20 protein-coding genes are annotated in these 21,077 nt (G+C 61.2%); 11 read left to right on the plus strand and 9 right to left on the minus strand.

Going from position 1 to position 21,077, the window contains the following annotated elements; all coding sequences use genetic code 11:
- Window positions 1–7 precede the first annotated feature (7 nt).
- Window positions 8–2,632, plus strand: a complete 2,625-nt coding sequence (locus tag HMPREF1484_RS03660) for a TrlF family AAA-like ATPase (protein ID WP_016663678.1) — start codon at window positions 8–10, stop codon at window positions 2,630–2,632.
- 42 nt (window positions 2,633–2,674) lie between these two features.
- On the opposite strand, the gene HMPREF1484_RS03665 is transcribed toward HMPREF1484_RS03660, so the two are convergent.
- On the minus strand, window positions 2,675–3,022 hold the full coding sequence (locus tag HMPREF1484_RS03665; protein ID WP_016663679.1) for a helix-turn-helix domain-containing protein: 348 nt from the start codon (window positions 3,020–3,022) through the stop codon (window positions 2,675–2,677).
- 30 nt (window positions 3,023–3,052) lie between these two features.
- On the opposite strand from HMPREF1484_RS03665, the gene HMPREF1484_RS11980 reads away from it, so the two are divergent.
- Complete coding sequence (locus HMPREF1484_RS11980) at window positions 3,053–3,460, plus strand: hypothetical protein (protein WP_332067307.1); 408 nt, start codon at window positions 3,053–3,055, stop codon at window positions 3,458–3,460.
- Here the strand turns inward: HMPREF1484_RS11980 and HMPREF1484_RS11985 are convergent.
- A complete protein-coding gene (locus HMPREF1484_RS11985) occupies window positions 3,359–3,736 on the minus strand; it encodes a sigma factor-like helix-turn-helix DNA-binding protein (RefSeq protein WP_332067304.1) in 378 nt (125 codons plus the stop codon). The two genes, HMPREF1484_RS11980 and HMPREF1484_RS11985, sit on opposite strands and share 102 nt — an antisense overlap.
- A gap of 232 nt (window positions 3,737–3,968) precedes the next feature.
- Here HMPREF1484_RS11985 and HMPREF1484_RS03675 point away from each other — a divergent pair, with 232 nt between their 5' ends.
- The 4 genes from HMPREF1484_RS03675 (at window position 3,969) to HMPREF1484_RS03690 (ending at window position 6,983) form a co-directional block, all read left to right on the plus strand.
- On the plus strand, window positions 3,969–4,535 hold the full coding sequence (locus HMPREF1484_RS03675; protein ID WP_016663680.1) for an isochorismatase family protein: 567 nt from the start codon (window positions 3,969–3,971) through the stop codon (window positions 4,533–4,535).
- A 41-nt stretch (window positions 4,536–4,576) separates the two neighbouring features.
- Window positions 4,577–5,101: an N-acetyltransferase gene (locus HMPREF1484_RS03680; protein WP_016663681.1), complete on the plus strand. Its 525-nt coding sequence runs from the start codon at window positions 4,577–4,579 to the stop codon at window positions 5,099–5,101.
- Window positions 5,102–5,175: 74 nt separating this feature from the next.
- Entirely contained in the window at window positions 5,176–5,952 is a 777-nt protein-coding gene (locus HMPREF1484_RS03685) for a thioredoxin domain-containing protein (protein ID WP_016663682.1), read from the plus strand.
- Window positions 5,953–5,978: 26 nt separating this feature from the next.
- Window positions 5,979–6,983, plus strand: a complete 1,005-nt coding sequence (locus HMPREF1484_RS03690) for a hypothetical protein (RefSeq protein ID WP_016663683.1) — start codon at window positions 5,979–5,981, stop codon at window positions 6,981–6,983.
- Between the two features lie 8 nt (window positions 6,984–6,991).
- Here HMPREF1484_RS03690 and HMPREF1484_RS03695 read toward each other — a convergent pair whose 3' ends face one another.
- Entirely contained in the window at window positions 6,992–8,512 is a 1,521-nt protein-coding gene (locus HMPREF1484_RS03695; protein WP_016663684.1) for an aminotransferase class V-fold PLP-dependent enzyme, read from the minus strand.
- A gap of 230 nt (window positions 8,513–8,742) precedes the next feature.
- Window positions 8,743–9,249, minus strand: coding sequence for an HNH endonuclease (locus tag HMPREF1484_RS11770; protein WP_016663685.1), 507 nt, complete (start codon window positions 9,247–9,249; stop codon window positions 8,743–8,745).
- A gap of 105 nt (window positions 9,250–9,354) precedes the next feature.
- Here HMPREF1484_RS11770 and HMPREF1484_RS03710 point away from each other — a divergent pair.
- Window positions 9,355–10,571, plus strand: a protein-coding gene (locus HMPREF1484_RS03710; RefSeq protein ID WP_096883315.1) for an IS3 family transposase whose coding sequence is annotated in 2 segments (ribosomal slippage) — window positions 9,355–9,616 and window positions 9,616–10,571 — 1,218 coding nt in all. Because the reading frame shifts where the segments join, the coding sequence is not laid out codon by codon here.
- Here HMPREF1484_RS03710 and HMPREF1484_RS03715 read toward each other — a convergent pair.
- The 3 genes from HMPREF1484_RS03715 to HMPREF1484_RS03730 all read right to left on the minus strand — a co-directional run bounded on the left by HMPREF1484_RS03715 (window position 10,568) and on the right by HMPREF1484_RS03730 (window position 13,347).
- Window positions 10,568–11,284: a hypothetical protein gene (locus tag HMPREF1484_RS03715; RefSeq protein ID WP_016663686.1), complete on the minus strand. Its 717-nt coding sequence runs from the start codon at window positions 11,282–11,284 to the stop codon at window positions 10,568–10,570. The two genes, HMPREF1484_RS03710 and HMPREF1484_RS03715, sit on opposite strands and share 4 nt — an antisense overlap.
- A gap of 256 nt (window positions 11,285–11,540) precedes the next feature.
- Window positions 11,541–12,757, minus strand: a protein-coding gene (locus tag HMPREF1484_RS03720) for an IS3 family transposase (RefSeq protein ID WP_096883315.1) whose coding sequence is annotated in 2 segments (ribosomal slippage) — window positions 11,541–12,496 and window positions 12,496–12,757 — 1,218 coding nt in all. Because the reading frame shifts where the segments join, the coding sequence is not laid out codon by codon here.
- A gap of 41 nt (window positions 12,758–12,798) precedes the next feature.
- Window positions 12,799–13,347 (minus strand): hypothetical protein, encoded by a 549-nt coding sequence (locus tag HMPREF1484_RS03730; RefSeq protein ID WP_016663687.1) that lies wholly within the window; start codon window positions 13,345–13,347, stop codon window positions 12,799–12,801.
- Window positions 13,348–13,900: 553 nt separating this feature from the next.
- Here HMPREF1484_RS03730 and HMPREF1484_RS03735 point away from each other — a divergent pair.
- From HMPREF1484_RS03735 to HMPREF1484_RS03745, 3 genes are all read left to right on the plus strand, one after another.
- Window positions 13,901–14,185: a GNAT family N-acetyltransferase gene (locus HMPREF1484_RS03735; RefSeq protein WP_040386431.1), complete on the plus strand. Its 285-nt coding sequence runs from the start codon at window positions 13,901–13,903 to the stop codon at window positions 14,183–14,185.
- A 73-nt stretch (window positions 14,186–14,258) separates the two neighbouring features.
- Window positions 14,259–15,614 (plus strand): replicative DNA helicase, encoded by a 1,356-nt coding sequence (gene dnaB / locus HMPREF1484_RS03740; protein WP_016663689.1) that lies wholly within the window; start codon window positions 14,259–14,261, stop codon window positions 15,612–15,614.
- Window positions 15,615–15,650: 36 nt separating this feature from the next.
- Complete coding sequence (locus tag HMPREF1484_RS03745) at window positions 15,651–16,208, plus strand: hypothetical protein (protein WP_016663690.1); 558 nt, start codon at window positions 15,651–15,653, stop codon at window positions 16,206–16,208.
- Between the two features lie 477 nt (window positions 16,209–16,685).
- Here the strand turns inward: HMPREF1484_RS03745 and HMPREF1484_RS03750 are convergent, their stop codons facing one another.
- Complete coding sequence (locus HMPREF1484_RS03750) at window positions 16,686–18,446, minus strand: ABC transporter ATP-binding protein (RefSeq protein WP_016663691.1); 1,761 nt, start codon at window positions 18,444–18,446, stop codon at window positions 16,686–16,688.
- A 644-nt stretch (window positions 18,447–19,090) separates the two neighbouring features.
- On the opposite strand from HMPREF1484_RS03750, the gene HMPREF1484_RS03755 reads away from it, so the two are divergent.
- Complete coding sequence (locus HMPREF1484_RS03755; protein ID WP_016663692.1) at window positions 19,091–20,233, plus strand: protein kinase; 1,143 nt, start codon at window positions 19,091–19,093, stop codon at window positions 20,231–20,233.
- A gap of 12 nt (window positions 20,234–20,245) precedes the next feature.
- On the opposite strand, the gene HMPREF1484_RS03760 is transcribed toward HMPREF1484_RS03755, so the two are convergent.
- Window positions 20,246–21,076: a spermidine synthase gene (locus HMPREF1484_RS03760; protein ID WP_016663693.1), complete on the minus strand. Its 831-nt coding sequence runs from the start codon at window positions 21,074–21,076 to the stop codon at window positions 20,246–20,248.
- Window position 21,077 lies beyond the last annotated feature (1 nt).

The raw sequence follows: 21,077 nt of genomic DNA on the forward strand, positions 1-21,077 counted from the left end.
GACAGAGATGAGCGAGAAGACGACACATGGGGCGCGATGGGTGCGGGCTGCGCTTCAAGTGAACCCCTACGAGTACCAAGGGAAGAACGCGCCGTCGGCCACGTACAGTACGGAGGCTGACTACAACAAGGCCCTGCTTGACGAGTGCGAAACGCGGGGCATCGAGTTGTTTGCGGTCACTGATCACTGGAAGGTCGACTCTGCACTCCAGCTCATCCGCGACGCAGCCGATCGGGGCATCGTTGCCCTTCCCGGCTTTGAGGCGAACTCCGACGAGGGCATCCATATCCTCGTGATCTTCGAAGCGGGTACCAGCGCGGCGAAGATCAACGCCGCGATCGGGATGTGCGGTGTTGCACCTGGCTGCGCCAACGGGACAACTGGTGCGTCGTTCACCGACATCCTCGAGAAAATGACCGCGCAGGGCGCGCTCGTGATTCCTGCCCACGTCAATGTCCCAAACAGCGGCCTTCTGACCGGCCGCGCCGGACAGCCGCTCATCACGAAGATCAAGCACCCGGATCTTCATGCACTCGGCATCACGCCCAGCCAACCCGATGGCACAGACCAGGCTGCGATCCTCAACGGCACCAAGCCCTACGACAGGGCTCACCCGCTTGCCGCGATCCATGCCGACGATGTGACGAAGCCCTCCGCCCTCCAGAACGAGGGCTCGAGCTGCTGGTTCAAGGTCAGTCGCCTCTCCGTGGACAGTCTTAAGCTGGCCGTCCGAACTCCTGAGACCCGAGTCTCGCTGGAAGATCCCGCGATCGAGGCGCGCCCCGCCCTGAAGGAGATCTCGTGGGTCGGCGGCTTCCTGGATGGCGTAACGATCCCGCTTTCGACAGATCTCACGACGCTCATTGGCGGACGAGGAACCGGTAAGTCGACCGCCATCGAGAGCCTGCGATTCGTGCTGGGACTCACTCCGATTGGTGCGGAGGCGAGGCGAGACCATGACGGCATCGTGAGCGGCGTGCTCAAGTCGGGCACCGTTGTGAAGCTGCTTGTCGAGACCACCTCGCCGTCCGCGCGAACATTTACCATCGAACGCTCCGTCAACAATCTTCCGGTCGTGAAAGACGAGAGCGGTACTGCCACCAACCTGCGGCCAGTCGATGTCATCGCGAACGTGGAGATCTTCGGGCAGCACGAGCTCGCCGAGCTGACGAACGACAGCTCGAAGGTCGCGAGCATGCTGCAGCGGTTCCAAGGGGGCGGCGAACTGACAGTCGAGCACATCGACACCTTGGAGAAGCTCAAGCTGAATCGAGAGAAGCTGGCTCGTGCGGAGGAAGGGCGATCTCAGCTCGAAGATGAGCTCGCGGATATCCCGCGGCTTGAGGAACAGGTGCGGCACTACACCGACACGGATGTGCCGACTCGACTCAAGGAGGTCACGCGACTCACCCAAGATGAAGCAGTTTTCACCGAAGCAACGGCGCGCGTGACCAATGCTCAGGAGTCGCTATCAACGCTCACTGACCCGCAGCTGATCACCAAGCTGGAGGCGGCATTTGAGAACATCGATGACTCACCGAGATCTGACTATCTCAAGCGCGCGCAGGCTGCATCGACGGCACTCGCCGCCAAGCTGACGGCGCTTGCGACTGAAGCCCGCGCAGCGCTCGACGCGGCATCCTTGGAGATCGAGACAGCGAAGACCGAGTGGTCAGACGTAGTTCGCGAGCAACGTGACGAGCACGATGAGGTGCTGCGCAAGCTCGTGGAGGAAGGGCTGGAGCCCAACAAGTACCTCGACACGACCAGAGCGCTGGAGACGCTGAAGGCTAAGGAGTCTCGACGCGCCGGTATCGCAACAAGCCTTCGGGCCCTGCAAACCGAGCGGGACACCCTGCTGCAGGCGCTCAGAGGCCACGAGAACGACCGGGCACGAGAACTGACCGAGGCGATCCGTGCCGCGAACGCCGCGACCGGCGGTGTCGTGATCGTGAAACCCGTCCCCGCGGCGGATCGGAAGCACATCAAGTCGCTGATTGAGCAGTCCATCTCCGGCCAGCGGAATCGCATCATGGCGGCTATCGACCAGGACAACTTCTCAATGCGAGCTTTCGTGGAAGCGGCGCGGGTCGGAGAGTCGGAGCTGAGCGCGCAGTTCTCGATCACCGGCGCGCAGGCGCGATCACTGGTCGAAGCCGGTGAGCCCCTTTTCCGCAAGCTCGAAGAGCAGTCGGTTGGGCAAGCTGTGGAGGTGCAGCTGGACGTGCAGGCAGGAACCGGCACACGCGAGTTCAAGAAGATGGACGATCTGTCGAAAGGCCAGCGTGCGACCGCACTGCTCCTTCTCTTGCTCAGCGCATCGAACGCTCCGCTCGTGATCGACCAACCTGAGGATGATCTCGACAACCGATTTGTTTATGACGGCATCGTCACCAACCTTCGGAGCCTGAAGGGTAAGCGTCAGATCATCGCGAGTACTCACAACGCGAACGTTCCAGTACTCGGTGACGCCGAATTGATCGTGGCTCTCGAAGGAGATGGCCAGAACGGCCGAGCTGCAGCGGACGGGATAGGATCCCTGGACGATGTAGCCATTCGCTCACACGTTGAGAACGTACTCGAGGGAGGGCCTGCAGCATTCAACGCTCGACAGCATCTTTACGGGTTCTAGCTGCTATCCCGATTCAAGGCAGCGCCGTCCAGACATTTGTCGTTACGGTGCGTGCGTCCGCAGTATCCGCTTGATCGTCGACTCACTCACGCCGTACATCTCCATCAACTCGCGTCGGGTCGTCCCGCTGGCAAACAGGCGTCGTGCCTCGGTCTTCTGCTCGTCGCTGAGGGCTGCACGATTCGCCTTGACGGTGAGGTCGAATCCAGCGCGGCGGAGCGTGTCTAGGACGGTGTTGCGGCGCACGTTGTAGCGCTCGGCAAGCTCGTACGTCGAGGCGCCGGCCTCGTAGTCCTCGATCAGGAGCCTGACGACCGACCGATGCAGCGCGTTGTGCTGGGGGAGCGGTCGCTCGTCAGGCTCCCGGGACGAGGCGCGGCCTGCGGACAAGAGCTTGGCCAGCTCCGCCGTCTTCCACGCTTGTTGGCAGTAGTTTCGCAGCAGCCCGAGATGCTGAGTGTTGTGGAGCGGGCGCCGCTCGGGCAGTCGTTCAAGGATCCTAATGTTGAGGCTGGTCGCACCGTGACGACGCTCCAGCCAGCTGCGGTGACGTCCACCACGGATGGAACGATCTCTCCGGCGTGGCTATCAACGTCGGCGAGTAAGCGGAAGACCGACACTCGGCTCGGACGCTCAGCGCCGAGGCCCGCCTCCTCGTTCACGACGCACTGTTCGACGAAATGGAAGGCAGGTCCGACGATTACGGATCGGCCTGATCGCGCAGGCCTATCGCCCGTGCGAGTCGCGCATGACGACCCGGGCCGCGCGCAGATGAGTCCTGACAGTGCCAGGCGAGTAGCCCAGCACTGCTCCAATGCGCTCAAGTGACATGCCTTCGTTATAGCGTGTCTTCATCTGAGCAGTCTCTTCCCGAGTAGGGGACTGGTTCCGTAGTCTGAGTCCGCGCTCGCGGAGGAGGCGCGACAACCGCTCATGCTCGATCCCAACTTCCTTCGCGACCGCCTTCAACGACCGCCCCGACAGGTACTCAGTTTCCGCCTCCTGAAGGGCAGCCTCATCCGGTCGAGACAGCTGAAGGAGGCTCCGCCTCGGTGGGCCTGGTGGACACGTGCGCCTCCGAATTGCCCTGTGGCTCGCGACCATCTGCGCCAGCGCTGGGGCAAGTTTCGACAAGCCTCCCGCTAGATCCACTGGAAAGGAAAGACCTCAGGCAGCGCCAGGCGTGTGGCGTGCCTGGGGTTTTCGCATGCGCTGTCATCCCCCGTGCCTCGACCGAGAGTATTCATTGGGTCACTTCCCAGCTATGCGCAGTTACTTTTTGTCGTGTGAGGTCCAAGCGAACCTTGGCCGTGCAGCCGTAGGAAGGATCGAACGAATGAGCACTTTTAGAGACCGCAAAGAGACTGTGCTTGTGGTGGTCGATGCCCAGACGGGTGTTCTTTCCTCCTGCCACGATCGGGACGCCGTTGTCGACCGAATCAACGACTTGGTGGGTTCGGCGAGGGAGGCTGGGATCCCTGTGGTATGGGTGCAGCATTGCAGTGACGAATTTCCAGAAGGCAGCGACGTGTGGCAAGTGACCGCCGAGCTTCAACCCGAGCAAAGCGAGCCGCGAGTCCTCAAGCGCTACGGCGACTCATTCGAAGACACGACCCTCGAGGCTGAGCTTGCGAAACTCGACGCCGGCAAGATTGTCGTGTGTGGTGCAATGACGGACGCCTGCATCCGTTGCACGATCCACGGGGGTCTCGCTCGTGGCTACGACGTCACCCTCGTCTCGGACGCGCACACGACCGAGGACATGCGACAGTGGGGCGCACCTATCGGGCCAGAAGAGGCCATTGCTTATCTCAACATGGCGTGGTCACACACGTCCGCCCCTGGTCGTGATGTCGAGGTGATCGCCGCGGCAGCGATCGATTTTGTCGGCCCTGCAGCATAGTCGGCAGTCGCTCAACAACCGCGAGAAAGGAGCAATCCTCAATGCTCGTGGTTCGCTCCCTCGATTCGACCGATAGCGACGAGATTCTTCGCGTTCTCCGGGACGACGGCGGCTACGCGATGCGCGTCAACGGCGAGCAAGCCGATTCCCGCACTGTGGCTTCGCTCCTGAGCGACAAACCGCCCGAGGTGGGCGCCGATGATCACCATGTTATGGGTCTGTGGGTCGACGACGAACTCGCGGAAGTTGCCTCGTTTGTCGTGGGGTGGCGGTCCCCGGACATCACGTATCTCGGCCTTCTCCAGCTACGTACCAGCCATCAGGGTCGCGGGCTCGCCCGTGCCTTTCACCAAGCACTTCGTGCCGAGTTTCCCGGGCGGTGGCGCCTCACAGTCGTCGACACCAACGCCGAGGTCCTCCCGTTTTGGGAGCGCCTTGGGTACACGCGCACGGGCGAAACGAAAGAGTGGATCAGTGATTCGGGCCTTCGCCACGAAGCGATCGTCATGGAACTTCCGGCCTCACGTGAGCGCCCTGCTCCGCTCCGCCCGCTGCCCATATCGTGAACATTTCGCACGATTTTCGTCTCAGTCCCCATGAGTCCCGAGGCTTCTTCAATCGGAGGCGCCACAATAGCTCCATGGATAGTCACAAGACTTCGCACGAACCTGCCCTGAGCCGCCTTGTCACGACTCGCCGCGCCGCGATTTTTGCTGGTGGCGCGACCGCCGCGGCACTCCTTGCCGCCTGCGGAGACTCGGGGAGCAAGGAAGGCGGGAAAGCGTCGGACTCCGGCGGTTCCGACGCCACCCCCACCCTGCCCGAGCCCACCCAGAGCGCTGCTGTGAGCGTGCCGTTCGACGAATCGAAGCCCTACCTCGAGTTCAACCCCGATTCCAAGGGGCCGACCGTCGAGTTGCTCGTCGACTACCGATGCCCTCACTGCAAGCTCTTTGCCGAGGCGCAGGATAAGGACATTCGCGAACTCGTCGAGAAGGGCTACATCAACTACCGCGTCTACCCGCGCCCGATGCTCGATAAGCGCACGGGGCTCACGTTCTCGAACGATACGGCGAGCGCTGTCGTCGCCTCGTGGGTCGAGGATCCGAAGCTGTTCTGGGACATGAACGAAGCGATGTTCGCGCTCCAGCCCGAATCGCCGGAGGACCCCACGCCCGATACGGCCGAGGTTGCCGAAGCAGCGGTGAAGGCCGGCGCAAGTGAAGAGGTCAAGAACGCCGTCCTCGACGAGAAGTACCGCGACTACGTCGCGACTATCGAAGAGGTTGGCCAGGAACGCCAGGTTGGCACCCCGACGGTGTACATCGACGGCGAGGAATGGATGGGCGACGGTGAAAAGCCCGGCACGCTCAAAGCCGACCTCGTGAAAGCGATCATCGCGAAGGCCAAGAAGTAAAATTTCTCGATTGATAGCCTGAGGCCATGAAAGAGCGAGCCGCGCACGAATGTGATGTCGGCTCGCTTTTCACGTGGCACGCGCCGCTTTTTGCGGTTGCCAATCGCCGAGCCTTCGCGCGCGAGCGGCGTGCGCGCGTGGACGCGTGGTGTGCGGGGCAACCGTCGGAATCGTTTGAGCGGCGAGCGGTCGAGATCGTGACTTCGGCTGTGCCGCCGTCGCCTGCGTTATGCAGGGCTGCGCTCGAAAAGCTCGAGGCTGAGCAAGGTCGTCACCAGGCTCTTCGAGCGCTTCTCTTGCAGAGGTTCGCGCTTTCTGTGCTTGATCCTGGGACGGCGCGTTCAGGGCGAAGGGCGCGCGTTTTTGGTCCGACGGATGCCTACGATGCCGCAGCAGAGGCGTTCGCGTGGTGTGAAGCCGCGCGAGGGGGCGGCGGCGTTGCCAGTATTCCCGATGTCGTGGTTGAGCTGGGGCTGACTCTCGTGCGCACGGCGCTTGTCGCGGGCGTGACTGACGCGGTTGAAGCGCCGCTTGCTGCTGTTGCGGAGAACGCCTCCCGCGTCCACGCTGTGCACGTCCGCTTTCACGCGTGGTCGTCGATCGCGATTGCCCGGCTCGCCCTGGGCGATCCCGAAGCAGCGCTCATCCCCGTCAACCGCGCGAAAATTCTTGCCGACCGCGCTCGGGACCTCGCCGGGCAGTGGCACGCCGAGCGGATCCGCGCGCAGACGCTGAGTATTGCGGGGCGCACATGGGCGGAGGCTGCCGCTCACGCTGAGGTCGCCTCACTCGCCGAGCGCGTTGCCGACGATCTCGACAGCACTCCTGATCTGCGCCGCGATGCGACGATTTCGGCACTTCAGGCACGCGCGCACCTGCTTGTGCACATGCGAGAAGAGGGCCGAGATCGAGCTGCAGCAGTCGAGATTGAGGCGATGCTGCGCCGCATTGCCCGGGCTCGGGCAGCGGGCGATGCCGATGAAACGGTGCTTGCCGAATTCGAGAGCCTCGCGCTCGCGGACTCGCGCTGAGACGCGCGTTAGGCCATCGTGTCGCGCAAAACCGCGACCACGCGGTCCGCTTCAGTGTCAGGGTTGACGAACACAAGCCGCAGCACCGTTTCGCCGCCGTGCTTGGTGGGGATGCACAGGATCACGCCGTCGCGGGCCATGCGCTGCGACCACTCGTGATACTGCTCGTCGGTCCAGCCGGGGCGGCGGAACACGAGAACGCTCAGCTCGGGTTCGATGACCATTTCGAGGTGGTCGATGTCGTCGATGCCGCGGCGCACCGCGCGCGAGGTCGAAAGGCACTTCTCGATCGCTTCGGAGTACTTCGCCGTGCCGTGCGTCAGCAGCGAATACCACAGCGGGAGGCCGCGGGTGCGACGCGAGAGGTGGGCTGCGAGGTCGCTCGGGTTAGCGTCGGACCTCACGATTGAATCCAAGTATTCGGCGTGCTGAGAATGCGCGCGGTAGGCGGGGCTCGGGTCCCGGTACACGAGGGCGCAGCAATCGTATGGGGCGAAGAGCCACTTGTGGGGGTCGACGATGAAGGAATCGGCCTGTTCGATGCCGTCGAAGCGCGGGCGCGCGCTCGGGGCAGCGAGGGCGGCGCCACCGTAAGCGCCGTCGATGTGAACCCACACGCCGCGCGCGTGAGCGACCTCGACCACGGAGCGGATGTCGTCAACGATGCCGGCGTTGGTCGTGCCGCCCGAGGCGACAACTGCGAACACGCCGGGGTTCTCGTCGAGGGCGCGTGCGAGATTCGGGCCGCTCAGGTGTCCGCGCTCATCAACGGGAACGGTCACGACTTCGACGTCGAGGAGGCGCGCCGCGCTGCGGATCGAGGAGTGGGCGCTGCTCGCGCACGCGACCTTGAAGCCGGTTGTGGGGCGGCCGTCCATGAACACGCCGCGGGCGGCCCATTCTTCGCGGGCCTTCTCGCGTGCCGTGGCGAGCGCCGAAAGGTTGCCGCTTGTGCCTCCCGAGACGAAGGCGCCAGCGGACTCTTCGGGCCAGCCGAGCAGATCCATGAGCCACCGCAGCACCTGGTTCTCGGCCCAGATTGCGCCCGCTCCGGCTTCCCACACGCCGCCGAAAACGTTAGCGGCGCTCACGACGTTGTCGAAGGCGACGGCCGCGCGCGTGGGTGCGCCGGGAATGTAGGCGAGGTTCATGGGGTCGTCGGCGGCGCGGGTTGCCGGGATGAGGATGTTCTCGTAGATCTCGAGGGCGCGGTCGGCGCCGATGCCCTCTTCCGTGATCATCTCGCCGGCGAGGGCCTTGACTGCGGCGTCGAGCTCAGCCGCGGGGCGCGCTGTGGCCTTGGGGTCGTGGGCGAGAGCGGTGTGCTCGCGTGCCCACTTTTGCGCGGCTTCGACGGCGTGCTGCTCGTCGCCCCACACGCTCGAGAGCATGCGGCTCGGGCGTTGGGTCGCGTAGGCGGTGGAGGCGGAACTGTTGGTGTTGGGGTCGGTGCCGGTGGCAGCCAGGTTTTCGTTCCGACGCTCGCCCGCGCCCTGTCGAAGGTCATTCTTCTGTTCGTTAGTGCTCACGCTCTCAATCCTAGGTGCGCGGGCCGGGACCCGTGGCAGAACTGAGGCGCCCCATCGCTCCAATGCAGGGGACGCCTCTCGCCCCCCGGACAATCTCCACGAATGGCTCTGGTGTCCTCTCGCTAATGGCGGCGTGCCGCTTTCGGCAGCGCGGCCGCTTCCTCAGACTCTTGCATCTGTCGAGACTCTCGCATCTGTCGCGAGCGTTCTTCCCGTGGTGTTCAGGTTGCCTAGCTGTCGTATGTGGGTGTGGTGCTGGTGTAGGTGCGGCCGTTTGAGGTGGTCCAGGTGGTGGTGTGGGGTGTGGTGCCGGTCGTGGTGGTGACGGTGAGGGCTTCTTTGGCGAGGTTGCATCGTGCGCAGAGGCCTTGGGCGTTGGTGAGGGTGGTGGGTCCATTTTGGGCGTGGCGTTTGATGTGGTCGATGTGGGTGATGGGGGCGTTGCAGTAGGGGCCGCGGCAGGTGCGGTCTCTGAGGCGAACGAGTTCGGCGAGGGCTTTGGGGAAGAGTCTGGAGCGGGAGTCCATGGCGAGGACTTCACCGGTGGTGGCACTGGTGAAGATTCGTTTGTATTTGATGAGGACGTCATTGTCGAGAAGTTCGCTCAGGTAGTCGTAGCCGGCTTTGGCGGTGATGGGGCCGGCCTCGGGAATGTAGGCGCTGGAGACGTCGGGGTTGACGGGGACGAGTAGCCCGATCTCGAACCTTCGGGCACGGCCTGGCCCCCGAACACCCAAAGCAGTGTCTTCGGTTTCTGTGCTTTCCGTGGATTCTTCTGTTCGTGAGGTTACCCTCGTTTAGTGGACACCCTATTAGTGCGGATCTTGTGTCCGTAGGAGAGGATGTTCATTGTGAGTCAACAGCGCAAGAAGTACACGCCGGAGTATCGGCGTGAAGCCGCGAACCTGGTAATAGAGTCGCGGCGTCCGATTGCTCATGTGGCTAAGAAGATTGGTGTGTCCGCCGGGCTTTTAGGCCGGTGGGTCAAACTCGAGCGTGAGCGCCGAGGAGCATCAGATGGGATGAGCGAGGCTGATCTTCGTGCTGAGAATGCTCGTCTTCGTCGGGAGCTGGCTGAAGCCAAGATGGATAACGAGTTTTTGTCAAAAGCGACAGCCTTCTTCGCTGCGAAGCAACGCGAGCAGAAAAGTTCGAATTGATGCAGCAGGAGAAGGCGAACTACAGCATCAAGCGCATGGCACGGCTTTTAAAAGTGTCTCGGTCTGGATACTACAAATGGGCCCATACGCAGCAGAAGCGACTATCGGGCGAAGATGATCGTGCAGCATTTTACGATGATGTTGACCGCAAGATTCACCGGATTTGGAAAGACTCCGATGAGGTTTATGGTGCGCCGCGGATCACCGCAGAACTTGCCGAGCGCTACCACATTGCGCTTAACCGTAAGACTGTGGCTAAACGGATGTGCATGATGGGGATTGAGGGGATTTCACCGCGGGCCTTTGTCCCGGTGACAACGATTCAAGCTAAGCGTAAGTCCACGCTTCCTGACCTGGTCAAGCGCATGTTTGATACTGGTGAGCTCAACCGGGTGTGGATGTCAGATATTACCTACTTGCGCACCGGTGAAGGCTGGTTGTACTTGTGCGCGGTCCGCGATGGCCATTCCCGCCGGGTGCTGGGCTGGGCTATGGATAGCGTTCAAGATACTTCCCTGGTCGAGCGAGCCCTGCGGATGGCGCACACGTTGCGTGGTGACGTTCCTGATGGGCTGGTGTTTCACGCTGACCGCGGAGCTCAATTCACTAGCGAGCAGCTCTGGGAGGTTTGCCGCAGCCTGAGCATTGCTCAGTCCGTGGGGCGTACTGGTGTGTGCTTCGATAACGCGATGGCTGAGTCGTTCTGGTCGACGCTTAAAACCGAGTTCTACGACCGTAAGCGCTGGACGACCCGTGATGCTGCACGCAAGGCCGTTGCCTACTGGATTGAAGTCGTCTACAACCGTCGACGCCGACATTCCGCACTCGGTATGGTCAGCCCCGTCGACTTTGAGAACCAAATTGGTCTAATCACTAGCAGAAAAGAAATAGCTGCCTAACCACTAGGTAGCTCCACTACGTGTCCACGATTTGCGGGTAACCCCATTCGTTCGGTTCTTGGTTCGGGTGGTGCTGCTGTTTCGTTGGCTTGCCTGCTTCGTTTCGTTCTTTCGTCTTCTGGTTCGTGTGGGTGGGGTAGTGGTGTCCAGGGGTCTGTGGTGACGCCGGGTGCGGTGGTGGCGGGTGCGAAGCAGGTTGTGGGGTGGTCGGGTCGTGTGTTGAGGAGGGTTTCGACGAGAGCGTCGATGGCGAGGTTGTGCTTTGTGTGTGCTGGTGGTTGGTAGTGGCGCCGCCATGCCCCTGCACTGGCTACCACGCTCACCTCTGGTGAACCGTCACTGTTGTTCGTGATTGTGAGGCGGAGTTTTTCCTGTTCGAGCTTGGTGAGGAAGGCTTTGGCTTTGGTGCGGGCGGCTTCATCGGCTTCCTCTAACTCGAGTTCTTCGATCTTGGTGAGTTTCGCGTGCTGAGTGAGGATCCGTGGCTGTGGGGTAGGGGCGGGTTTGGTGAGGTGGCTCAGGGTGAAGTCGCCGTTTTCGAGGAGCGAGTGGAGTTTGGTGGTGGTTTGTTGGGCGTGGTCGTGTGCTTCTTTTTTGGCGGTGGTGATTTCGTGCTGGTGGAGAGTGTTGTAGGCGCGGGCAGCGTGGTTGGTGAGCAGGTCGTGGATGCGTGTGGCGTCGAGGGTGCGCAGGGTGAGGGTGAGGCTGCTCATGCCGTTGCGTAAGGTTCTCAACGTGAGGCGGCGTTTGGTGAATGCTGTCTTTTCTCGCTCCAGCGCAGTCGCAGGGTCGAGTGAGAGGAGTGCGTTTGTGGTGAAGTTTCGCCAGTGTGTTTTCCCGGCGTGTGGGGAACGCTCCAACTCTCGCGCGATTGGGTGGTCTAGTTGTTGGGCGTGGGGACTTGTGGCATCGCGCAGGCTGTTTGGGGTTACCCGCAAATCGTGGACACGTAGTGGAGCTACCTAGTGGTTAGGCAGCTATTTCTTTTCTGCTAGTGATTAGACCAATTTGGTTCTCAAAGTCGACGGGGCTGACCATACCGAGTGCGGAATGTCGGCGTCGACGGTTGTAGACGACTTCAATCCAGTAGGCAACGGCCTTGCGTGCAGCATCACGGGTCGTCCAGCGCTTACGGTCGTAGAACTCGGTTTTAAGCGTCGACCAGAACGACTCAGCCATCGCGTTATCGAAGCACACACCAGTACGCCCCACGGACTGAGCAATGCTCAGGCTGCGGCAAACCTCCCAGAGCTGCTCGCTAGTGAATTGAGCTCCGCGGTCAGCGTGAAACACCAGCCCATCAGGAACGTCACCACGCAACGTGTGCGCCATCCGCAGGGCTCGCTCGACCAGGGAAGTATCTTGAACGCTATCCATAGCCCAGCCCAGCACCCGGCGGGAATGGCCATCGCGGACCGCGCACAAGTACAACCAGCCTTCACCGGTGCGCAAGTAGGTAATATCTGACATCCACACCCGGTTGAGCTCACCAGTATCAAACATGCGCTTGACCAGGTCAGGAAGCGTGGACTTACGCTTAGCTTGAATCGTTGTCACCGGGACAAAGGCCCGCGGTGAAATCCCCTCAATCCCCATCATGCACATCCGTTTAGCCACAGTCTTACGGTTAAGCGCAATGTGGTAGCGCTCGGCAAGTTCTGCGGTGATCCGCGGCGCACCATAAACCTCATCGGAGTCTTTCCAAATCCGGTGAATCTTGCGGTCAACATCATCGTAAAATGCTGCACGATCATCTTCGCCCGATAGTCGCTTCTGCTGCGTATGGGCCCATTTGTAGTATCCAGACCGAGACACTTTTAAAAGCCGTGCCATGCGCTTGATGCTGTAGTTCGCCTTCTCCTGCTGCATCAATTCGAACTTTTCTGCTCGCGTTGCTTCGCAGCGAAGAAGGCTGTCGCTTTTGACAAAAACTCGTTATCCATCTTGGCTTCAGCCAGCTCCCGACGAAGACGAGCATTCTCAGCACGAAGATCAGCCTCGCTCATCCCATCTGATGCTCCTCGGCGCTCACGCTCGAGTTTGACCCACCGGCCTAAAAGCCCGGCGGACACACCAATCTTCTTAGCCACATGAGCAATCGGACGCCGCGACTCTATTACCAGGTTCGCGGCTTCACGCCGATACTCCGGCGTGTACTTCTTGCGCTGTTGACTCACAATGAACATCCTCTCCTACGGACACAAGATCCGCACTAATAGGGTGTCCACTAAACGAGGGTAACCTCAGGTGAGTGTTCGCTCGGCTTGGTGCTTTCAGACTTCACTGCGTTGCTTGCAGCGATCTCTTTGCCGTTGAGGTGGCCGATGCCGTCGGTCTCATCAAGCTCGCAAAGAATATGCGCTTTGACCGCTTCAGTCAGTTCCGCGATCCGCGTGAGTGACTCCAACACATCCAGACGCGTCAGCAAATCCTGCCCATCAAGAACACGCGCGGGCGTCGTCACCGGATGCGCCATCGTCTCACCGCGAGAAACCCTAGACGAAGATGTCGCAGGAGCGGTGGGGAAGGCTTCCAGCATGCCTGCAAGCGAAGCCTGCCAACCCTCAGAACGGGAAAGCAGCACATTCAGCACGTCCGTGCGGGTGGGAGCACCGGAATCAACGAGTTCGAGAGAGATGGGCAGAGCATTGGGTGAATCAGTCGTGGGGGAAACGATGCCAGTGGACCCCGCAGCGCCAACCGCAGCAGCAGTAGCGCCATCCATGCTGATCGCATCAACGGCAGTGGCAGTGTGGTCGAGTGTTGGTGCACTCATAGCTCCTGAATTCCCCCTTCCCCTTAACACTGAACTTCTTGCGACCAGAGTTCGTATTGTTCATTGATGTCTCGAGCTTAAAAGAAGGGTGAGACATTTAAACTCGCCCGCCCCGAAACGGACCCTGCTACCAGCCCAGAGAATGTGGAAAACCAGCAACCACAGAATTCCTGCATGTGGAAAACCCGAAATGCTTGTGGATAAAAACGGATTGTGGAGCACCGATCGTCACGCAAAACCCCTCCCCAAGAAACACCGCACACCAAAACCGGGGATACGAGTGTGGATAAACCTAGCCCGAAAAACAGCAGAGTGAGGTGCACCACGGTAACTGTGAGGGGGGGGGGAGGAAAGGGGGATGTACGGCGGCGATGGAGGAAGAGGCAAGGAGCGAAAAGGAGAGAGGCGCCGCGGTGAAAGCGGATGGGTCCGACGGTCGCCCAACAAGCGTCGGACCCGCATGAGCCAAGCGAGCCCTGCCCATGCCTCGAGATCTCCGGCCAAAATAGCCAAAAGCCTGTTGCGACCCGCGCGCTCCTGCGACACTTAAGGCATGGCTACCGTGACTCATTTTTCTGACCAGCAGCGCTTCATTGCCACGGAAGGTGGCGTGGAAGCGGGGTACCTCGAATACGACCGCGAGAATGATGGCGCCATTTTCGTCGCCACGCATGTCGTGACGGATCCGGAGTTTCGCGGGCGAGGCATCGCCGGCGAGGTGACCGCCGCGGCATTCGAACATGCGCGCCGTCACGGCGTGAAGGTTCGCCCCGTGTGCCCCTACGTTCAGGGCTGGCTCGAGAAGAACCCCGATGTGCAAGACCTCGTCGCCGAGTAGCACCTCGCGATAGGATTCTGGGGCATTCACGCCCCGCCTCGGGGGCAGTCACACCGAGACTTGAGGAGGTCGTATGTCGAGCGCCCTTTTGGAGCCGGGTCCCGATCAGGGAATGGACCGCCTCCCGCCGCAGGATCTAGGTGCTGAGCAGGGCGTTCTTGGCGGCATGATGCTGTCGAAGGATGCGATCGCCGACGTCGTCGAGAAGCTCCGCAGCAACGACTTTTACCGCCCCGCGCACGAACTCATTTACGAGGCGATCATCGACCTTTACGGTCGCGGGGAGCCGGCCGACTTCGTGACGGTCGCCGATGCGCTGCGTGAGAAGGGCAACCTCGAGAAAGTCGGTGGAGCCCCGTACCTCGCCGATTTGATTGATGCGGTTCCGACGGCTGCCAACGCGGGGTTCTATGCCGAGATCGTCGCGGAGCGGGCCACGCTCCGTAGGCTCGTCGAGGCTGGCACGCGCATCGTGCAGCTTGGTTTCGCCGCGGATGGCGGCGAGGTTGATGCCGCCGTCAACGAGGCGCAGGCGCAGGTGTACTCGGTAACGGACCGCACGAAGTCCGAGGACTACGTGAAGCTTTCCGAAGTGATTGAGCCGACGATGGACTTCATCGAGATGCTCCAGTCGCGCGGCGGTCAGGTCAATGGCGTGCCCACGGGTTTCGCGGAGTTCGATGAGCTCACGCAGGGCCTGCATCCCGGTCAGATGATCATCTTCGCGGGCCGCCCTGCGATGGGTAAGACCACGCTCGGCATGGACGTGCTGAGGAGCGCGGCAATCCACAACGGGATGGCGTCGGTCATTTTCTCTCTCGAGATGGACCGCCAGGAGATCATGATGCGCATCATGGCGGCCGAGGCGCAGGTGCCGATGAGCCGCCTCCGCGACGGCACGGTCGACGATCAGGACTGGGAGCGCCTCGCGCGCGCGACGACGCGCTTCATGGACGCGCCCATGTTCATCGACGATTCGGCGAACATGACACTCATGGAGATCCGCGCGAAGTGCCGCCGCCTCAAGCAAAAGGCCGATCTCAAACTCGTCGTGATCGATTATCTGCAGCTCATGAGCTCGGGTAAACGCGTAGAGTCCCGTCAGCAGGAGGTTTCCGAGTTCTCGCGTGCCCTGAAGCTTCTCGCGAAGGAGATTGAGGTGCCCGTGATCGCCATTTCGCAGCTGAACCGCGGTAATGAGCAGCGCACCGACAAGAAACCGATGATGAGCGACCTTCGCGAATCGGGCTCGATCGAGCAGGATGCCGACCTCATCGTGCTCATCCACCGCGAGGACTACTACGAGAAGGAATCGGCGCGCGCGGGCGAGGCCGATCTCATCGTTGCGAAGCACCGCAACGGCGCGACCAAGACGATTCCCGTCGCGTTCGAGGGTCACTACTCGCGCTTCAAGGACATGGCACAGTAGCCTCGAACGTACGTGAATAGAACCGGAGGAGGGGACGTGTCGCTGAGCGCCCACGAGGCGGCGGACGCTGAACATTCGATGCTCCGCCGCGCCTTGCCCGCCGATCTTGCCGGGCCGCTCGGAGAGTACGTGTCACCAATGACGCCCGTGGATGCCATCCGCAACCTCGTGTATATGAGTGCCGCGAGCGACGACGGCGAGCAGATGTGCCGCGTGGAGGCGGTTCTTGACATCGGTGGCGTATGGGTCGCTCACCGCGATCTGCCTGCCCCGCTCGCCTCGATGCCTGAGCTTGCCGCACACCTCGAACCCGCGTGGGCATTCGCGCTCGAGGCGGCTGAAAAGGAGCAGCTCGGGCCCGTGACGGGCGTCGAGTTCCACTGCGATCGCACGGGCGAGGTCGTCGCACGGATCTTTACGGATCCTGCGCAGCCGCCCGCTGATTCGGGAGCCGACTTTCATGTGTGGCATCTCGTGCCCGAACTTGATGAGCTGTGGGAACGCGTGAAGCCCGAGTCGTGGTGGGAGCGTCGCCTTGAGGACTTCCAGACCCTCTTAGGACGCGTGCGAACGCGTGGGCAGGGGGGAGTGTGAGCGCGCAGAGCAAGAGTTTCGTGCGGATCGACCCAGTCGAGCGCTCACGCACGACCGAGGTCTGGCGTGCGGGGCAAAGCCGCCCGTGTCAGGTGGCAGGCTCGCCGAAGCTGTGAGTCTCAAGGGGACGCTCGGCGAATCAGCGGCAGTCATGGTCGCGAGGCAAATCCGTTGACTAGGAGTCTGGAGGAGTGACGGGATCTTGAGCTCTCGGGCTGCGTCGATTTTCGAAAACAGCAGGCTTTCACTCGTGAGGGAACAGTCCTTCGCGAAGCGAACACGAAGCGTCCCGCCCGGACGGGTGGAACTTCTACGCTAGGGAGTTTGATCCACGTTGTAGTCGGTGGATATCAGAAGATGACTTGCTCGCTTTTACGAGTCAATGATTTCAAAATTTTGCTCCTCGTTGGGGTAGTCTCATCCCTCATTCGTTTCATGCATGTAGAAATCGATACATGGTTCGCAACGATGCGTGTCCTATTCTTCTTCACGAAAAATTTCGCGAAACCGACCTGGCGATTCCAGCAGCTCTAAGTAGGTGCCTGATTGAATCAGTTGCCCTTCTTCGATGACATAGATTTGGTCCATAGAACGTAATGTGGCTGCACGATGGGATACGACGATGGTTATACGATCTTTCTTCGTGATTCCGGATGCAAGGTCATCGAAGATTGCCCTCTCACTCTCTGCATCGATGGCGCTTGTAGGTTCATCAAGAATCCACACTGGAGCATTGCGCAAGACTATCCGCGCCAACGCAAGTCGCTGCCATTGGCCGCCAGAGAGTCCGACCCCGCCGAACTGCTCGCCCAGTTGGGAATCTAGCTTATCCGGTAGGTTCTCGACAGCTTTCCTTAGTCTGGCCGCATCGAGCGCGTCCCAAAGCTCACTGTCGCAGACATAGTCTCTTCTTGTCCCGAGAAGCAAGGACTCCCTCACTGTGAGTTCGTATCGCCCAAACTCTTGCGACAGTAATCCAAAAAGGCTGGTGCGCGAGGCGTCGTTGAAATAGTCGATCGGTTCGCCGTTAATCAGAACGTCGCCAACACTGGGATTAAAGAGACCCATGATGATACGTACCAGCGTTGTTTTGCCTGCGCCGTTCACGCCGACGATACCGATGAGTTGACCCTTCTCCGCAGACAGTGAAATGTTATCAAGTGCTTTAGTCTCGCCATGGGGATAGCTATAGGAAACGGAACGCACGTGAAGACTTTGTATATCTGGTCTAGGTGTATCGGCGTCTGACGAGGAAGCTTCCCCGGCCTCACCTTGAAACTCATTAGTAAACCGTCTATAGGCATCGACAATCGGGGTGCCTGACACAACACTGCCCAGAGTGTATGAGGCATCAGACGTAGCTGACATGCTCGAAATCAGTGCCACCACTCCGGCAGCAAGAACCCCTGCACCGAGACCACTATCAGAGGCGAGTGTGAATAAAGCAAAGATCAAGAGGCCAGTCGCAAAAAAACCACCCAGAACGATAAGGATAGTGGACTTCGACATCGCTGAGACAAAGAGCTGTGCGGCTTTGAAAGACCGCTGCTTAACGACGCGAGCTAATTTGAAGCCGGTCCCAAGTGCCGACAGCTCGAAAGCTGGCTTTTCGTAAACCAACTGATTGAGGGCGTAGCTTCCGAACTTTACTTCGTGAGAAACCAAGGGCCAGGTTCGGCCTTCGATTTTGGCGACCAGTGTAAAAGCGATGAGCGTAGGAATCGTAGCCAGCACGATGACCAACGCCGAAATGACACTGTAAGGAGCCAAGGCGAGGACCAAAAATGCCATGGTGGCGACTGCGCGGAACGAATTGATCACATAGGTTCCATGGAAGGATGCCGCCGTTGCAATGGCTTCGCTCGCGGTTCTTGCTCGGGTAGTGAGCGAGTCTCCCATGAGCTGGTCTGCCGGTACACGGGACATTGCTTTCGCGAACTCATACTCCATGCCCGCCCGGGTTTTTCGGCTCAAGATTTGACTGAGAGTCATCGCGACAGACCGAACGCTGGAGTTCAGCCCGAATACGAGCCCCGCCGCGACAATAGCTCCAGACAGTTGGGAGTGTGATTCCCTCGTAGTGGCCTCGTGTACGAGGTTTTCAACCGCGATCACCATCAGCGCAGGGCCGAGACTGTCGACGATCACGAAAATCAGATAGAACATCAGGACCGCCGGCGAGTATTTCCACAACTGATACACGGCCCAAAGCGCGGTCTTGATGGTGGAAGTCGTCATGACGTCCGCCCCTCGCTAGTTTTCCCTTCGCTCATGGCGAGATTGGAGTTGGGGCTGGAGCAGTGTGAGCTGCAGTGCGTTTGTCCGTATGCGCCTTGGTGTAGGCGAGGCGTCTTTTGGGAAAGTTGAATCGTCATTGAAATCACCTCCTCTTGGGTCATCTCGGATCATACACCGCTGTGTGACGATGGTCACGCGTGCGTGGTGCTTGGGGCACGGCAAGGCTCTAGCCCTCCTTCCAGGTGAGCCGTTGGGAGAACTTAGAGGAAGCTGACGAAAGCTGGCTAGAGTTACCTGCCTCGGGCGGCTGTGAGCCGTGAGCAAGCCAGTTGAACGCCGTGGGTCATGTGGCCCCAGCGTCGAACGCAAGCTCGAATGTTGGCCAGAACATTCCTCAGCTTCTTTGGGCTCGGGTGCCGTCTTACGTGAAGACCCTTAGGAATACTTGGTGACTGTTACGCGCTGCCATTGCTCGTTGCTTCATAGCCCGCGCGTTGAGGCCTTCATGGCCATGCCCCCGGAGGAGAATGCCTGCGAACTTAGCCTGCATATTCATATGTGCAAGGCTGGCCACAAAATGCGAATGTCAACACTGAAACGCTACAGAAGTTGAAAGATGCGTCGGCGTGTGCTGATCTAGGTCCATGAACGCCTACGGCAAGCGTTTCGTGCGGATCGACCTGGTCGAGCGCTCACGCACGGGCGAGGTCTGGCGTGCGTGGGACTGCGAACGCGAGGATCAGTGTGCGCTCAAGGTTCTCGGTGACGGGCAGTTGGTCTCGGCGAGGCGGATACTCGAAGATTCCGACGGGGCTTTCGCCCACCCGCATCTTCTTTCCCCGTATGCGATGGATGAGTCCGAGGCGCTCGTGGCAATGCCGCTCGTGTCAGGTGGCACCCTCGCCGAAGTTGTGAGCCTCAGGGGGACGCTCGGCGAATCAGCGGCACTCATGATCGCGAGGCAAATCCTCGAGGCGCTCGCAACGATGCATGAGGCGGGGTGGGTGCATCGCCGCGTGAGTGCCACGACGATCATGTGCCGGGAAGATCGCCCACCCGTATTCGCTGTGCTCGCGGGCGTGAGCGCAGCGATGCCGGAGGTCGAAGCGCCAGATTTCCCGGTCGTGGACACCGCGACCGTGGAAGCTTTCTTCGCGCCCGAGGTCGCCGCCGGTGCCGTCGCTACACCCGCGGCCGACGTCTACGCGCTTGGTGCGTCTGTGCTGTTCACGCTCGCCGGCCCCACCGCGCTAAGCGATACGACAATTCCCGAAGGTCTCTCGCCCGAATTCGCCCGGGTCCTCGCCGCAATGCTTGCGAGCGACCCCGCCGAGCGCCCGAGCGCGCGGGAGGCCCTCGCGCAGCTCCCGAGCGTGGAGCCCGGTTCCCCGGCTCTTCTTTCCGACGGTTCCCGGCTTGAAATTGTGGACCTCATGCCGGATATTCCGGAAGATTTCGATCCGTACGAGGGGGAACCGCCCTCCGTTGAGCCCGTGCCGTCGCCCGTGCCGCAGCGTCCCCCAAGCGCCGCGATTATCGAAGAAGTGGATGACGTCGAGGCGCCATTCGATCCGCCCGAACGACGGATGCCCCCCGCGGTTTCGCTCGTGCCGCCGAGCCCGGATGAGCACGATGTCGATATTCGCACCGGAAAACGCGGTCTGGGGGAGCGTGCGCGCAGCTATGACCGGATGACTCTCGTGGGGTGGGCCGCGATCATCGCGGGCATGACGATCGCGATCGGCGCGGGCGCCTTCGCATCGCTCACGCTCATTGGCTTCCTGTAAAGCGCGGCGGAGCTAACCGCCGAGGACGTCGCGCCACGGCTCCACGACGGCGGGATGGGGCCCCAACGCCCGCACGCGCGAGGCAATCTGCATAAAATCCTCGCGAGCCGTGAGGGGGCCTGCCACGAGAATCGAGTTGCCCGTCGCACGGGAGTGCGCGACGTGAGCATCAGTGAGGATCCACGGCTCGGGGTAATCCCGCTCAGCGCACGCGGCGTGAAGCTCTCGCGCCTGCGCGTCGAGGAAGCGTTGGGGCTCGTCGTCGCCGATATTGACGAGGAGCACTCCCGGATCCTCAGCTTCCGCGTCGAGCACGTCGAGCGCGGCGCCACAAAAGGTTGCCGTTGCGAGGTGAGGCGCGGTCTCCTTCCCGCTGAATACATCGAGGACGGCGGCGTGGAACCGTCGGACCTCGCCGCTGGAGGCGGAGGCGGAGCCCGCGTGCTCCTGCGAGAGTGCGCGCGCCTGTGCGAGGGCATCGCCCACGCGGTGCTCGAGGCGCGTGCCCGCTGGAAGAGGCAGGTTCTCGAGCACGAACGTGACGAGGCGGGGTTCGATGTCGACCGCGAGCTGCATGCTTCCCGGGCGCGTGGCCTGCACGTACCGCGCGAGTGTGAGCGCACCCGCGCCGAGGTGGAGAATGCTGATCGGCGCGCCCGTCTCGAATCCTTCGTCGAGAACGTTCGCGATGCGCCTCAAGTACTCGTAGCGGATCTCTCGCGGATCGGCGGGATTGACGTGAGACTGCTCGTGCCCGCCGATCGTGAGGATCGTGCCGCCCCAGTCGAGGTCGTCGACCAGGGCGGCATCGAGGTCGCTCACCTCGAGGTGGATGTGCGGCATG

This window comes from Dermabacter sp. HFH0086 (genome assembly GCF_000413375.1).
GTDB classification, from domain to species: Bacteria; Actinomycetota; Actinomycetes; order Actinomycetales; family Dermabacteraceae; genus Dermabacter; species Dermabacter hominis.